The organism is Thiohalobacter thiocyanaticus (genome assembly GCF_002356355.1).
GTDB classification, from domain to species: domain Bacteria; phylum Pseudomonadota; class Gammaproteobacteria; order Thiohalobacterales; family Thiohalobacteraceae; genus Thiohalobacter; species Thiohalobacter thiocyanaticus_A.
In genome coordinates this window covers 2,787,972-2,803,092 of sequence record NZ_AP018052.1, presented here as the reverse complement: position 1 = coordinate 2,803,092, position 15,121 = coordinate 2,787,972, and the positions used below count along the sequence as shown (strand labels likewise).

The following is a 15,121-nucleotide window of genomic DNA, read 5'->3' as shown; positions in this document are numbered from 1 at the left end:
TTGTATGAGTGTTATGGGGTTAGTGGTGAAGCGTCATTATGAGTTTGGATGATGGGTCGTTTTGTTGTGGCTTATAGGCGCCATCTTTATAGCTTTTAGTTTCAGCGCTTCATCGTCTATTTCCTCGAGATTTTCAATGGTTCCCTCGATATTGAATATGGATTTTAGTCTGGGGTCGCTGGCGAGCGCATTGATCTCCAAGAGGGATTTGGTGGCGGATTTCATATCCTTCAACTCAATGCTGCTGAGGACGGAGCCTTCCAAAGCCATTAGACGATGTATGTACGGTGCATGTGATTGGTATTTTGTCGCTTTGTTAAAGCTTGATCGCGCTGCTTCAGCCTGTCCGTCAGCTAGATAGACACGGCCTAATTGGAGAAGAAGGTAATAGCGTATCTCGTTGTTAATACGATGATTTTCTAGGAAAGCGAGTAGAAACTTTGCAACTTCATTGGTTTTTACTGCAATGCATTCGCCTTTGTTTTTCAGCATGGCTAGCGAGTATGCGCCGTTTTGGGCATAAACCGTGGCGATTCCTGTGCGGAGGGTGTGTACGATCCTGTCATGCAACTCTTCCGGGTAGGAGTCGGCCTTGCAGTATGTGAAAAGCAGGTGAAGTGCCGGGCCGGCCTGATCCGGGGCTGCCTCGACCGCGGATTCGATATAATGGCGAGCGTATTCCACTGAGCCGCGCTTCAGGTTGATGTTGGCAAGATGGCTGAGCGCCCGAACAGAATTCGGGTATTTCTCCAGCGCAGCTATGGTGATCAGTTCTTCTTTTTGCCATGTCAGTGCGCGCGTGTGTGCCATGAATGAGAAAAGTGCAATGATGCTGACGACGGTTGTGTATCTTGCAAATTTCAATTTTTCTGCTTGCCCGGGTGTTCCCACGATATAATACGTCAATGTGAACATTATTCCCCAGGTTGCCAGATAATTCCTGTGCTCGAACACCAGTTCAAGTGGAATAAAGGTGGATTCAAGCGCGTGTGAAATGTAAAAAACGCTTATTCCTAAGGCAAGCACAGGCGCTTTACGTGCCATTGATATCATTGTTATCAACGATATGGCATGGCCGGCGAAAGCGGCTGTGGTGGCAATGTCGAGCTGTGACTGTATTGGATAGGCGTCGTGAAACAGGGTCATATCCGCTACGCGGGGGAATATGATTGCTTTCAAGTAAAACCACACGACATGAGCTTCGGTTAGCAGGCGCTCTGGCAAGGTGAACTGACGATTGGTGTAGCCATGCGTGAGGTCTGACCAATTGATAATGACGTATATAAGAGCGGCGCTAAGCGGTATCACTACAAAAATGGCATGAAATGCAATCAGAATGTGCCGTGCTGCTTTCGTGCCATTCTTGCGGCTGGTGCTCTCTGCGTGTGATCTTGGCTTCTCTGTTCGTGGAAGTTTCCATTGGAAGACGATGCATTCCACGGCTAAGAGATAGAGGGGGAGTAATGCGGCATTTTCTTTGCTGAAAACCCCCATGAGACCGGAGATTCCAACCGTCAGTAACATGCCGGCGCCATACATGAACGGGCGCTGGTGTAGTCTCGCACGGAATGCGACATAGCTGAGCAATGCAATGATAATGAACAGTGTGGACAGCTGTGTCATGCGCTGAACCGCATACAGCGTTGTGCTGACAAGAAGCGGGTGTATCAACCACAGAATGGCGGCGGCTCCAGCGATATACCAGGCACGGGTTTCGGAAATTCGATTAGGTAGACTGATGAGTATTCTGTGGCCCAGCAGCCACAGCAGAATTCCTGTGATCAGATGCAGGAGCAGGTTGTGATACTTGAATGCAGCCGGATCCAGTCCATGAAACAGGCTGGTGAAGGCAAAGCTAGCTGCGGAGATTGGGCGGCCAAGGGTGCCGGAGTCGTTACTGAAGGCGGCGTGTATCCAGGACTCGCTGGTGGATTCTTTGATTACCGCCTGATTGATATTGGCAGTGTCATCGAGAATGAAAGTGCCATCAATTCCGATCCAGTATATCGCGATGCATAGCAGCAGGCCTGCAATGAATAGCGATGAAACGACAGCCTGATTACGTAATTTCATTGTCTTTAACTGAGTGGGCCGCCATGCGGCGGCCCTGTTGTGAGTAAATTGAAGGGTTTTGATTAACGGCAGCTTGCAGGAGCAAGGTTCTGAGCTGCAGTTGCGGCGCAATCCCACTCGACTGCTCCCGCTGCGTTGATTGTCGGGGTGAGTTCAAGGACCAGACCATCAACCTCGGTTGCGTTACCAGTGATGACGATGGCGCTGCCATTCCAGACCATGCTGTCAACGATGGTGGTGGACTGATCCTCGAAGCCGGCTTCTGTCTGGTCTGTCGGCATTGACCCTCTAGTAACAATGTACTCGCCCACAGATGCCTTCGCACCGGAGGCAATGCTGAGCAACTCAGAACCCTTGGCACGCTTGGTGTAGTCCTGATAGGCCGGGATCGCGATGGCGGCCAGGATGCCGATGATCGCGACCACGATCATGAGTTCGATAAGGGTAAAACCCTGTTGTGTCTTCTTCATGGTGAATCTCCCAAAATTTATTTGTCGGTGGCGACGGCGGGGCCATGCTGGCGCCGGTCGTGGTCTTAGGGAAGCATGAGGTGTGCCAGGCTGCCTCCTGTGTGACCGAAAGGCATAAAATAACAAGAAAAATCAATAAATAACTTTCATTTGTGTTGCTGTCAGAGAGTTCTTGGTGGCTCGTGATTGTGAGGCTGGTCACAAATCACAAGGCTGCATGTGACAATTTTTGTCACTCGGGTGACGTGATGTGTCGTTGCTCGGAAGGATGGCGCACCGGTGGCCTTATAGTGATGGCGGTTTCTGGATCCCCGCCTGCGCGGGGATGACGGAAAACACGGATGGGGGATTGGCGCAGCGGGAATCAGTCCAAGCCCAGCTTCTTCAGGCGATAGCGCAGGGCGCGGAAGCTCAGGCCCAGCAGTTCGGCGGCGGCGGTCTTGTTCTGATGGGTCTGGTCGAGGGCGTCGAGGATGGCCTGTTTCTCGATCTCGCCCAGGTAGTCCTCCAGCGGGACGCTGCCGGGCGGCGGAGGACTGCCGGCCGTGGTCGGTTGGTCGCTTGCCGTGTTCGTCTGCAGGTGCAGGTCTTCGGCTTCGATGATTTCACCTTCGGCCATGGTGACGGCGCGCTCCAGGATGTTTTCCAGTTCACGTACGTTGCCGGGAAAATCGTAGGCCTGCAGGGCCTGCACCGCGGTGTCGCTCAGCCGGTGCCGGGCGTCGTGGCCGAGTTTGCTCAGCAGGTGCTCGACCAGCCGGGGGATGTCTTCGCGCCGCTCGCGCAGGGGCGGCACCTTCAGTTCGATCACGTTGATGCGGAAGTACAGGTCCTGGCGGAAGTGACCGTCGCGCACCAGCTGCTCCAGGTTCTTGTGGGTGGCGGTGAGTACGCGCACGTCCACCGGCGTCTCGCGCTGCTCGCCCACCGGGCGCACGGCCTTCTCCTGAATGGCGCGTAGCAGCTTGACCTGCATGTGCAGCGGCAGTTCGGCGACCTCGTCCAGGAACAGGGTGCCGCCGCTGGCGGCCTGGAACAGGCCTTCCTTGTCGCCGGTCGCGCCGGTGAAGCTGCCTTTTTTGTGGCCGAAGAACTCGCTTTCCATCAACTCGGCCGGGATGGCGCCGCAGTTGACCGCGATGAAAGGCTGCTCGGCGCGTGGCCCCTTGTCGTGGATCAGGTGGGCGACCAGTTCCTTGCCGGTGCCGGACTCGCCGCTGATGTAGACCGGGGCCTGACTGCGGGCCAGCTTGGCGATCAGGGCGCGGATGCGCTGCATGGGGGCAGAGTCGCCGATCAGTTCGTCGCGGGAGCGACGGTCGCGCGCGGGGAAGCTGCGGGTATCGGAGAGTTTCAGTGCGGTGCCCACCAGGTTGCGCAGCACCTGCAGGTCCACCGGCTTGGAGACGAAGTCGAAGGCGCCGGCCTTGAGCGCCTGCACGGCGGTGTCCATGCTGCCGTAGGCGGTGATCACGGCCACCGGCAGGTCGGGCCGGCTGGCCTGGATCTCGGCGACCAGGTCCAGGCCGGAGCCGTCGGGCAGGCGCATGTCGGTCAGGCACAGGTCGAAGCGGGCGCCGTTGCCGAGTTGTTTGCGCGCCACGGCCAGGTCGGCGGCGGTGGTGGTGTCGATGTCCATGCGCCCGAGCGTGATCTCGATCAGCTCGAGGATGTCGGGTTCGTCATCGACAACGAGTGCGCGGTAGCGGGCCATGCGGGTTCCTGTTTTGATCAATGCGCGGAAAAATCATATCAAGGAGCGCCACGGAATACACGGAAAACACGGACAAATTCATTATTGCTCAGGAGCCAGAATACATGGACTGCAGTCCCACATCGTCATCCCCGCGCAGGCGGGGATCCAGCAGCCGCAGCGGTCTATGGATTCCCGCCTGCGCGGGAATGACGGTCTTTTCGGTGATGTGGAAAATATTTCAATCCGCTGTGTAACGCCGGCGCTGCGCGCCCGGTGGCATGACCTTTATCCTTTCCGTGTTTTCCGTGGCGCTCTTTATGCAACCTAATCCACCCGGGCGAAGGTGATGCGGAAACAGCTGCCGCCCTCCTCGCGCTCGATATGGTTCAGTCGGGCGCGGTTGATCTCGGCCAGTTCGCGCGCCAGGTACAGGCCCAGGCCGGTGCCGCTGGCCGAGGTGGTGAAGAAGGGCTCGAAGATACTGCCAAGGGTCTCGCTGTCGATGCCCGGGCCGTTGTCGATCACGTCCAGGCAGGGCGCGCCGGACTCCGAGATCCGCCCGACCAGTTTCACCTCAAGTGTCTGCCCGCTGCGGCTGCCGTGGTTGAGCGCATTCTGGATCAGGTTGCATGTGAGTTGATTGAGTTGGCCCGGGTCGAATTCGATCTGCAGGTCGACCGGGTCGATGTCCACCGTGACGGTGTCGCTGTCCAGGTTCTGGTAGTTGATCATGTCGTCGACGAACTCGTTCAGCCAGTCGGCCAGCAGCAGCCGCTGCGGCTGGGTAGTGCCGCGGCGCGAGAGCTGCAGCACGTTCTCCACGATACCGTTGACCCGGTCGGCATGACTGGCAATGATCTCGACCAGCCGCTGGTCGGCGTCCCCGAGGTTCGGGCTCTCGCCCAGGAGTTGATCGGCGTGGCTGATGGCGCCCAGCGGATTGCGGATCTCGTGAGCGATGCTGGCGGTGAGCCGGCCCAGGGCCGCGAGCTTCATCTGCTGGGCCTGCTGGGCCATGAGTGCGGTGTCCTCCAGATAGATCAGGGTGGCCGCATCGGCGCCGCTGCCCAGGCGGGTGAAGCGCGGCTGCAGCACCGCCTCCGAGCGCGGCGGCTGGAAGGCCTCCGGTTCCCGGCCGGGATTCTGCTGCCAGGTCCGCAGGGCCCCGGCCAGTTCCGGTGACAAGGCGGTCAGGCCTTCGGGCCGGGCTTCGGTGGGGATCTGCAGCATCACCCAGGCCGCGTCATTGATCAGCCGTATCCGTTCGCGGTGGTCCACCACCACAATGCCGGACTGCAGCCGTTGAACGATATATTCGTTAAGCCGGGCCAGGTTGGCCAGGTCCACGCCGCGCTGTTCGGCCAGGGCCTCGCTCTCGCGGATCCTTTTGGCCAGCAGCCAGGCCAGGCTGGCGGCGGTGAACAGGGTGATGCCGAGCAGGCCGACACGGGTGAACTGGGACGAGTCCAGGCCGGCATAGGTCAGGTAGCGGTAGGCGAATTCGGCCATCAGGGCCAGGGTGGCGACGGCGGCGAAGAAGAAGGCCATGCGCCCCGGCATCAGCATGGCGCCGGCGATCACGGCCAGCACCAGCAGGATGCCCAGTCCGCTGTCCAGCCCGCCGCTGGCATACATCAGCAGCACGATGGCCAGGATGTCGACCGTGATCTGCAGCAGCACCTGCAGCTGGAAACCCGGGCGGCGCAGCCGGGTGCTGAAGCCGACCACCAGGGCGAACAGAAAGTAGCCCAGGCTGACCACGGCGTAGAGCCAGGGATTGTCGCTGCCCAGGTTGCGTGCGCCGGGGAGCAGGAAGAACAGCAGCACCAGCAGTGCGGCCAGCACCAGACGGTAGAGGGTGAGAAAGCGCAGCGGCTTCCAGGTCAGCGAATCCTGCCGGTCGGCGTTGCGCAGGGCGGAGGGGACGGCGTAGCCGGTCCGCTTCATTGATCCTTGCCGTCGGCCAGGCGGTGCGCCTCGGAACAGTAGTGGCGGCCGTTCGCCTCGATGGCCTCGTCCTTCGGCACGAACAGACCACAGTAATCACAGCGTGCCATGCTGCCGTCGATGCGCTTGTCCCGGGTGTGTGAAACCCGGCTGGACGGTTTGTTCTGCCAGCGCTTGATCAGCTGCCAGACGAGGTAGACGACGATGCCGAGGATGATGAGGCGAATGAGTCCCATTGCGCTAGTTTCCCGTGTCTGGGCGTTGCAGGCAAGCGTGGGTGGTGCGCAGAAACGCCCCTTCCCCTCAATCCTCTCCCACGAGGGGGAGGGGAAGCTGTCTTCCTCCCCCTTGACGGGGGAGGATTGAGCAGGGGGCGACAGGGTATACCAGCAGACGTCGCTTTTGCGCCCGAAGCCGGAATGTTCCAGAATAGCCGCCACAATAACAGTCAGGACGCCTCGCGATGAATCTGCACGAATACCAGGCCAAGCAGCTGTTCGCCGAATACGGCATCCCGGTGCCGCCGGGGTTGATCGTGCGCAGCGCCGACGAGGCCGCCCAGGCCGCGGACAAGCTCGGCGGCAGCCGCTGGGTGGTCAAGGCCCAGGTGCATGCCGGCGGCCGCGGCAAGGCCGGCGGGATTCACATCGTCGACAGCCCGGCGGCGGTGGGCGAGGCCGCGGATTCCCTGCTCGGCAGTCGGCTGGCCACCCACCAGACCGGCCCCGGGGGACTGCCCATCGAGACCCTGCTGGTCGAGCAGCCCAGCGCGGTGGCGCGCGAACTCTATGTCGGTGCCCTGGTCGATCGGGCCGCCGAGCGTTTGGTGGTCATGGCCTCGGCCAGCGGCGGCATGGACATCGAGCAGGTCGCCGCCACCGACCCCGCCGCCATCCTGACCGAGCACGCCGATCCGGCCGCCGGCCTGCAGCCCTACCAGTGCCGCAAGCTGGCCTTTGCGCTGGGGCTGGAGGGCAAACAGATCGGCGCCTTCACCCGGATCCTGCTGGGCCTGGCGCGGCTGTTCCAGGACCGCGACCTCAGCCTGGTGGAGATCAATCCGCTGATCGTCACCGAGGCCGGCGAACTGGTCGCGCTGGATGCCAAGATCAACATCGACGACAACGCCCTCTACCGGCAGACGGCGCTGGGCGAGATGTATGACCCCACTCAGGAAGACGAGAAGGAGCGGCGTGCTCGCGAGTACGACCTCAACTACATCACGCTGGACGGCAACATCGCCTGCATGGTCAATGGCGCCGGCCTGGCCATGGCCACCATGGACCTGATCAAGCTGCACGGCGGCGAGCCGGCGAATTTCCTGGATGTGGGCGGCGGTGCCACAGCCGAGCGGGTGGCGGAGGCGTTCAAGCTGATCCTCTCCGACCCCAAGGTCGAGGCCATCCTGGTCAACATCTTCGGCGGCATCGTGCGCTGCGATCTCATCGCCGAAGGGATCATTCAGGCGGTGCGCGAAGTCCATGTGCAGCTGCCGGTGGTGGTGCGGCTGGAGGGCACCAATGTCGAGCGCGGCCGCGAGTTGCTGGCCGAGTCCGGGTTCAATATCACGACAGCAGAACACCTGACCGATGCGGCCGACAAGGTCGTTGCGGCTGCCGCACGGGGGGAAGCGAGTAGGTCGGGTTAGCGCAGCGTAACCCGACGATGTGCGGCCAAGGTGTCGGATTACGCCCTTCGGGCTAATCCGACCTACGGGCTTCCTTAATTCCTGTCATTGCGAGTACCCAGAGGGCATAAACGAAGCGCGGCAATCTCGTAATGCTGAAGTACCAGGTTGGAGAGTGCCGCGGCGCTATGCGCCTCGCAATGACGATGGACATGATAATCGAAGGTTGCGCATGAGCATTCTTGTAGACAAGGACACCCGGGTCATCTGCCAGGGCTTCACCGGCAGGCAGGGGACCTTTCACTCCGAACAGGCCATCGCTTATGGAACAAACCTGGTCGGCGGCGTCACCCCCGGCAAGGGCGGCCAGACCCACCTGGACCGGCCGGTGTTCGACACCGTCAGCCAGGCCGTGGCCGAGACCGGTGCCGACGCCAGCATGATCTATGTGCCGCCGGCCTTCGCCGCCGATGCCATCCTGGAGGCGGCCGACGCCGGCATCCGCGTGATCGTCTGCATCACCGAAGGCATCCCGGTGCAGGACATGCTGAAGGTGAAGGCCGCCCTGCGTGGTAGCGGGGTGGATCTGATCGGTCCGAACTGCCCCGGCGTGATCACGCCCGGCGCCTGCAAGATCGGCATCATGCCCGGCTTCATCCATAAGCCGGGCGGCATCGGCATCGTCTCCCGCTCCGGCACGCTCACCTACGAGGCCGTCTACCAGACCACCCTGGCCGGGCTGGGCCAGACCACCTGTGTGGGCATCGGCGGCGATCCCGTCCACGGGCTGGAGTTCATCGACTGCCTGCAGCGTTTCGAGGCCGACCCCGATACCCGCGGCATCATCCTGGTCGGTGAGATCGGCGGCAGCGCCGAGGAGCAGGCCGCCGAGTTCATCCAGGCGCAGGTGAGCAAGCCGGTGGTGGCCTACATCGCCGGTGTGACCGCGCCGAAAGGCAAGCGCATGGGCCACGCCGGGGCCATCATCAGCGGCGGCAGCGGCACGGCCGAGGCCAAGATCGCTGCGCTCGAGGGCGCCGGCGTCACCGTGGTGCGCTCCCCGGCGCAGATGGGCCAGGCCATGGCCGGTCTGCTCGGTTAGCGGGACGCAATCCATGAGCCGCAGCCTGCGTCTGGTGATGGCCCAGATGGACTTCCTGGTCGGGGACGTCCACGGCAATGCGCGCGAGGTGGTCGCCGCCGCCCTGCGTGCCCGCGACGAGTTCCAGGCCGATGCGGTGCTGTTCCCGGAACTGGCCCTGACCGGCTATCCGCCCGAAGATCTGCTGCTGCGCCCGGGGCTGCACATCCATGTGCTGGAGGCGCTGGAGTATATAAAGAAGCGGGTCGAAGGCATCCATGTCATCGTCGGCCATCCCCAGCAGAGCCCGGCCGGGCTGCACAACGCGGCTTCGGTCATCCGTGACGGGCGCATCCTGGCCACCTGCTTCAAGCAGCACCTGCCCAACTATCTGGTCTTCGACGAGGTGCGCTACTTCGCCCCGGGCGAGGGCGGCTGCGTGGTCGGGATCAATGGCGCGAAGCTGGGCGTGACCATCTGCGAGGACATCTGGAACCCCGGCCCCTGCGCCCGACTCCGGGAGCAGGGCGCGGATCTGATCGTCAACATCAATGCCTCCCCCTTCCATGTCGGCAAGAGCGCCGAGCGCGAGGCGGTGGTGCGCGACCGGGTCAGGGAAACCGGTCTGCCGGTGGTCTACGCCAACCTGGTCGGCGGCCAGGACGAACTGGTGTTCGACGGCGAGTCCTTCGTCATGGACGGGGCCGGCACCATCACCCAGCGCGCGCCGGCCTGCACGGCCGGGCTGTATCCGGTCGAGTTGCGCGACGGGGGCGAGGGCTGGCGGCCGGTGCCGGGCGAGGTCACGCCGCTGCCCTCGGTGATCGAGAGCGTCTACAGGACCCTGGTGCTGGGCGTGCGCGACTATGCGCACAAGAACAGCTTCCGCGGCGCGGTGCTGGGCCTGTCGGGCGGCATCGACTCGGCCGTGACCCTGGCCGTGGCGGTGGATGCGCTCGGCCCGGATCAGGTCGAGGCGGTGCTGATGCCCTCGCGCTTTACCGCCGACATGAGCATCGAGGACGCCCGCGCCGAGGCCGATACCCTGGGTGTGACCCATCGCACCATCCCCATCGAGCAGCCCTTTGCCGCCTTCCTCGGGGTGCTGGAAAAGGAGTTCGCCGGACGCGAACCGGACGTGACCGAGGAGAACATCCAGGCCCGCTGCCGCGGCATCATCCTGATGGCTATCTCCAACAAGTTCGGGAAGATCCTGCTGTCCACCGGCAACAAGAGCGAGGTGGCGGTGGGCTATTCCACCCTCTATGGCGACATGGCCGGCGGCTTCGCCCCGATCAAGGACGTGCCCAAGACCCGGGTCTATGAACTGGCCGAATACATCAACCGCGAACGCGAGATCATTCCGCACCGGGTCCTGGTGCGCCCGCCCTCGGCCGAGCTGGCCCCCGACCAGCAGGACCAGGACAGCCTGCCGCCCTACCCGGTGCTGGATGCCATCCTGGAGCGCTATGTCGAGCGCGACCAGGGCATCGGCGACATCGTCGCCGAGGGCTACGACGAGGCAATAGTGCGCCGGGTGGTGTGGCTGGTGGACAAGAACGAGTACAAGCGCCGCCAGGCCCCGCCCGGGGTGCGCATCACCGGGCGCGCCTTCGGCCGCGACCGACGCTATCCCATCACCTCGGGCTATCTCGCTACCCAGCTGCAGGACAAGCAGGATGTGTGACAAGAGCGCCACGGAATACACGGAAGGCACGGAAAATCCCACAAAAATAAAAATTGGCTCCGTCATTGCGAGGCGCACAGCGCCGTGGCAATCTCTTGCCGACTGGTGCTTCATTACGAGATTGCCACGCTGCGCTCGCAATGACGTGGATGATTTTTTTATTTGTCCGTGCTTTCCGTGCCTTCCGTGTATTCCGTGGCGCTCTTGATTGTATGCCGGGCGCTTTTCCCGCAACCCGCTTTGCGGTATCGTGCCCGGATTCCCGCATCCGCCGGAGATGAGTAATGAAAAAAGTCGAAGCCATCATCAAGCCGTTCAAGCTCGACGACGTGCGCGAGGCCCTGTCGGAGATCGGTATCGCCGGCATGACCGCCATCGAGGTCAAGGGCTTCGGGCGCCAGAAGGGACACACGGAGTTGTACCGGGGGGCGGAGTATGTAGTCGACTTCCTGCCCAAGGTGAAGCTCGAGATCGTGGTCAACGAGGACCAGGTCGAGCGCTGCATCGAGGCGGTGACCAACGCCGCGCGCACCGGCAAGATCGGCGACGGCAAGATCTTCGTCACCGAGGTCGAAAAAGTCGTGCGCATCCGCACCGGGGAAGAGGATCAGGAAGCGATCTGAAGGAAGTTCAAGAGCGCCACGGAATACACGGACAAAGTGATCAGGATGCATCCGTAGGTCGGGTTAGCCCGAAGGGCGTAACCCGACGTAGCTGCCAGGCCTGTCGGGTTACGCTGCGCTAACCCGACCTACATGTCCCGAAACGGGCAACATGAAATCTTCCGTGCCTTCCGTGTATTCCGTGGCGCTCTTGCTCTTTACAGCTCCGCCGCCCGCTCCGGATAGTTCAGGCGATAGATGCGCAGGGTGTCCGCGGCCAGTTCGTCCAGCCCCAGCTTGCGATAGCCCCGTACCATGATCTCCAGCGCCCCGGGGATTGCCGGGGTGTTCTGGAAATTCCTGATCACCCGTTCGGCGCGGTTGACCGCGGCGACATAGGCCCCCCGGCGCATGTAGTAATCGGCCACATTCACTTCGTGCTGGGCCAGGTTGTTGCGCAGGTGACGCATGCGCAGGGTGGCATCCTCGGCGTAGCGGCTGTCGGGGAAGCGCCGGACCAGTTCCTGGAAGTCGAAGAAGGAATCCCGCGCCGCGCCCGGGTCGCGTTCGGATTCGTCCTGCGGCAGTATCCGGTCGATGATGTTGCGGCCGCGGTTGAAGTTCGCCAGTCCCTTCAGATAGTAGGCATAATCCAGGTGCGGATGGCGTGGGTAGGTCTTGATGAAGCGGTCCAGGGTGGCGATGGCCGAGTCCGGCTCGTCATACTTGTAATAGGCGTAGGCCGACTCCAGCAGCGCCTGCTGGGCGTAGCGGCCGAAGGGGTAGCGGGCCTCGAGCTTCTCGTACAGGTCGATGGCCTGCTCGTAATTCTTGCTCTGCAGCGAGTCCCGGGCCTCGGTGTAGAGCTTCTGCGCCGACCAGTCCCGGGTCTTGTCGATCTTGTCGGGCAGCAGGCCGCAGCCGGCCGTCAGGCTGATCAGGACGAGGAGGCAGAGGATTTTTCGCAGCATGGATGTCGGACTCGCTGGCCTGCTGGGTGACGAACCGGCAGTATAACTGAATCGGTATCGCCTCGTCGCCCGTGGGCGGGAAATGGAAGCAGCGGTGAACGAACGCATACAACTGCAGGCGATCCTGCCGCCGGAGGCGGCCGGCAAGCGCCTGGACCAGATCCTGAGCGAGGTCTTCGCTGACTACTCGCGCAGCCGCATCCAGCAGTGGATCCGTGCCGGCGAGGTGCGGCTGGACGGAGCCGTATGCGCGCTGCCGCGCCAGCGTCTGGCGGGCGGCGAGCGGGTCGAGATCGCTGCCGAGCTGCCCCGGGTCGGGCCGGTCGAGGCCCAGGCCATCCCGCTGGAGATCGTGCACGAGGATGCGGCCCTGCTGGTGATCAACAAGCCGCCCGGCCTGGTGGTGCACCCGGCCGCCGGTAATCCCGACCGTACCCTGCAGAATGCCCTGCTGCACCATGACCCGGCGCTGGCGCACCTGCCGCGGGCCGGTATCGTGCACCGGCTGGACAAGGACACCAGCGGCCTGATGGTGGTCGCCCGTACCCTGCCGGCCCATCACGCCCTGGTCGCGCAGTTGCAGGCGCGCAGCGTGACCCGCGAATACCTGGCCCTGGTGCAGGGCGTGCTGACGGCCGGCGGCACGGTGGAGGCCAACATCGGCCGCCACCCGGTGGACCGCAAGCGCATGGCGGTGCGCCGCAACGGCGGCAAGCCGGCCGTGACCCACTACCGGGTCGAGCGGCGTTTCCGCGGTCACACCCTGCTGCGGGTGCGGCTGGAGACCGGGCGCACCCATCAGATCCGGGTGCATATGGCGCATCTCCGCCACCCCATCGTCGGTGATCCGGTCTATGGCGGGCGGATGAAACTGCCGGCCGGTGCCGGTGAGGCGGCGCGCGCCGCGCTGCAGGGCTTTCGCCGCCAGGCCCTGCACGCCGAACGCCTGGCCCTGGTGCACCCGGCAACCGGTGAGGCCTGCGCCTGGCAGGCGCCCATGCCCGGGGACATGCAGCGTCTGATCGAGGTGCTGGACGCGGACCGGGAGGCCTCATGACGCGCGGTCATGACTGGATCGTCCCCGACTGGCCGGCCCCGGCCGGCGTGCAGGCAGTGAGCACCACCCGTGCCGGCGGTGTGAGCACCGGGCCCTATGCCAGTCTGAACCTGGCCGGGCATGTCGGGGACGATCCGGCGGCGGTTGCCGCCAATCGCGCCCGCCTGCGCGAAGCCCTCTCACTTCCGACGGAGCCGGCCTGGCTGGAACAGGTACACGGTACCGGCATCCTCGACCTGGACAGTGCCGCACCCGGTCCGGCCGACGGGGCCGTGGCCGGGCCGGGGCGGGTCTGTGTGGTGATGACGGCCGACTGTCTGCCGTTGCTGCTGTGCTCGCGCGACGCTGACCGGGTCGGGGCGGTCCATGCCGGCTGGCGCGGCCTCGCCGCCGGAGTGATCGAGGCCGGGCTGGAGCGCCTGGATGTGCCGGGCGGATCGGTGCTGGCCTGGCTGGGGCCGGCCATCGGTCCGGCGGCCTTCGCCGTGGGTGAAGAGGTGCGGGAGGCCTTCGTCAGCCAGGATCCCCATGCCGCGCAGGCGTTTCAGCACCGGGATGGTGAACTGTATGCCGATCTCTATGCGCTGGCACGTCAGCGCCTGGAGGCGCGCGGCGTGACGGCTATCTACGGCGGCGGTCGCTGCACCTGGAGCGAACCGGAACACTTCTATTCCTACCGCCGCGACGGTGCCACCGGGCGCATGGCCAGCCTGATCTGGCTGGGTGGATGAGCCGGGCAGCGGTGACAATAACGCTGAGGATGCAGAGGCGCGGAGACGCAGAGATTTTTTATATTCATGAAGGCCCTGATTTCTCCGTCATGCCGGCGAAGGCCGGTATCTGTATGTCTTAACCCTCTGGATCCCGGCCTTCGCCGGGATGACGAAATGGAAATGGATCATAGTTCCTCTGCGTCTCTGCGCCTCCGCGTCCTCTGCGTTCACGCCGCCACCCCGGGATTACTCCGCACGCCCGCTGCGGTATGATCCCGGTTTCGCCGTAGAATAATGTCGATGCCATGCCGTTACTGAGTTGGATCCTGCTGTTCTGCCTGCTGGGCGGCGCGCTGAGCGTGATTGCCGCCGGCGCCTACCTGCTGTTCCCCGAGCGGGTCAGAACGGCCCTGCTGCCGCACCTGGTCAGCTTCGCCATCGGCGCCCTGCTGGGCGCGGCCTTCCTGGCCCTGCTGCCGCATGCCCTGGCCTCGCCCGGGATCGACGATTACCACATCATCTCCGGCACTGTGCTGCTGGGCGTACTGGGCTTTTTCCTGCTGGAGAAACTGGTGCTGTGGCGCCACTGCCACGAGGCCCACTGCGAGGTCCATGCCGTCGACGAGCCCGAGGCGCACGACCACGGCCACAGCCCGGCCGCCGGCACCCTGATACTGGTCGGCGATGCCGTGCACAACCTGGTCGATGGCGTGTTGATCGGCGCGGCCTTCCTGACCGATATTCATCTGGGAATCGTGACCAGCCTGGCGGTGGCCGCCCACGAGATCCCGCAGGAGGTGGGTGATTTCGCCATCCTGCTCAACAACGGCTACAGCCGCCTGCGGGCCTTCGTCTTCAATATCATTTCCAGCCTGGCGACCCTGGTCGGCGGCGTGATCGCCTATGTCAGCCTCAAGCAGGCCGAGGCCGCACTGCCCTTTGTGCTGGCCATTGCCGCCTCCAGCTTCATCTATGTCGCCGTGGCCGACCTGATCCCGGGCCTGCACAAGCGGGTGCACGCTGCCGCCACCGCCCAGCAGGTGGTCCTGATCGCCGCCGGCGTGCTGGTCATCTACGCCGCCCACGCGACGTTGCATTGAGGAGAAAGAGCGCCACGGAATACACGGAAAACACGGACAATTGCTGGTTGCTTGCTGCAGCATCTGTAGGTCGGGTTAGCGAAGCGTAACCCGACGC

At 63.3% G+C, this 15,121-nt stretch carries 13 protein-coding genes; 7 read left to right on the top strand and 6 right to left on the bottom strand.

Features of this window, described 5'->3' with window-relative positions; genetic code table 11:
- Positions 1-36: 36 nt before the first annotated feature.
- From CFK21_RS12905 to CFK21_RS12885, 5 genes are all read right to left on the bottom strand, one after another.
- Positions 37-2,073 carry a tetratricopeptide repeat protein gene (locus tag CFK21_RS12905; protein ID WP_096367042.1) on the bottom strand — a complete coding sequence of 679 codons (2,037 nt, stop codon included), beginning with the start codon at positions 2,071-2,073 and terminating at the stop codon, positions 37-39.
- 62 nt (positions 2,074-2,135) lie between these two features.
- On the bottom strand, positions 2,136-2,543 hold the full coding sequence (locus tag CFK21_RS15610) for a pilin (protein WP_096367041.1): 408 nt from the start codon (positions 2,541-2,543) through the stop codon (positions 2,136-2,138).
- Positions 2,544-2,907: 364 nt separating this feature from the next.
- Positions 2,908-4,257 carry a sigma-54-dependent transcriptional regulator gene (locus CFK21_RS12895; protein ID WP_096367040.1) on the bottom strand — a complete coding sequence of 450 codons (1,350 nt, stop codon included), beginning with the start codon at positions 4,255-4,257 and terminating at the stop codon, positions 2,908-2,910.
- A gap of 306 nt (positions 4,258-4,563) precedes the next feature.
- Positions 4,564-6,186 (bottom strand): ATP-binding protein, encoded by a 1,623-nt coding sequence (locus CFK21_RS12890; protein WP_096367039.1) that lies wholly within the window; start codon positions 6,184-6,186, stop codon positions 4,564-4,566.
- Positions 6,183-6,422: a PP0621 family protein gene (locus CFK21_RS12885; protein WP_096367038.1), complete on the bottom strand. Its 240-nt coding sequence runs from the start codon at positions 6,420-6,422 to the stop codon at positions 6,183-6,185. The genes CFK21_RS12890 and CFK21_RS12885 overlap by 4 nt, the downstream gene beginning before the upstream one ends.
- Before the next feature lie 227 nt (positions 6,423-6,649).
- On the opposite strand from CFK21_RS12885, the gene sucC reads away from it, so the two are divergent.
- The 4 genes from sucC to CFK21_RS12865 all read left to right on the top strand — a co-directional run bounded on the left by sucC (position 6,650) and on the right by CFK21_RS12865 (position 11,204).
- On the top strand, positions 6,650-7,834 hold the full coding sequence (gene sucC, locus CFK21_RS12880; RefSeq protein ID WP_096367037.1) for an ADP-forming succinate--CoA ligase subunit beta: 1,185 nt from the start codon (positions 6,650-6,652) through the stop codon (positions 7,832-7,834).
- Between the two features lie 211 nt (positions 7,835-8,045).
- Positions 8,046-8,915, top strand: coding sequence for a succinate--CoA ligase subunit alpha (sucD, locus tag CFK21_RS12875; RefSeq protein ID WP_096367036.1), 870 nt, complete (start codon positions 8,046-8,048; stop codon positions 8,913-8,915).
- A gap of 13 nt (positions 8,916-8,928) precedes the next feature.
- The gene (locus CFK21_RS12870; RefSeq protein WP_096367035.1) at positions 8,929-10,581 is read left to right on the top strand and encodes an NAD+ synthase; all 1,653 of its coding nucleotides are present in this window, start codon (positions 8,929-8,931) and stop codon (positions 10,579-10,581) included.
- 284 nt (positions 10,582-10,865) lie between these two features.
- Positions 10,866-11,204 (top strand): P-II family nitrogen regulator, encoded by a 339-nt coding sequence (locus CFK21_RS12865; protein WP_096367034.1) that lies wholly within the window; start codon positions 10,866-10,868, stop codon positions 11,202-11,204.
- A 197-nt stretch (positions 11,205-11,401) separates the two neighbouring features.
- Here the strand turns inward: CFK21_RS12865 and CFK21_RS12860 are convergent, their stop codons facing one another.
- Positions 11,402-12,154, bottom strand: a complete 753-nt coding sequence (locus tag CFK21_RS12860; RefSeq protein ID WP_096367033.1) for an outer membrane protein assembly factor BamD — start codon at positions 12,152-12,154, stop codon at positions 11,402-11,404.
- A gap of 94 nt (positions 12,155-12,248) precedes the next feature.
- Here CFK21_RS12860 and rluD point away from each other — a divergent pair, with 94 nt between their 5' ends.
- From rluD to CFK21_RS12845, 3 genes are all read left to right on the top strand, one after another.
- Complete coding sequence (gene rluD / locus CFK21_RS12855; RefSeq protein WP_231971517.1) at positions 12,249-13,211, top strand: 23S rRNA pseudouridine(1911/1915/1917) synthase RluD; 963 nt, start codon at positions 12,249-12,251, stop codon at positions 13,209-13,211.
- Complete coding sequence (pgeF, locus tag CFK21_RS12850) at positions 13,208-13,942, top strand: peptidoglycan editing factor PgeF (RefSeq protein ID WP_096367031.1); 735 nt, start codon at positions 13,208-13,210, stop codon at positions 13,940-13,942. Before rluD ends, pgeF begins: the two co-directional genes overlap by 4 nt.
- A gap of 287 nt (positions 13,943-14,229) precedes the next feature.
- Positions 14,230-15,024 carry a ZIP family metal transporter gene (locus CFK21_RS12845; protein ID WP_096367030.1) on the top strand — a complete coding sequence of 265 codons (795 nt, stop codon included), beginning with the start codon at positions 14,230-14,232 and terminating at the stop codon, positions 15,022-15,024.
- Positions 15,025-15,121: the final 97 nt, after the last annotated feature.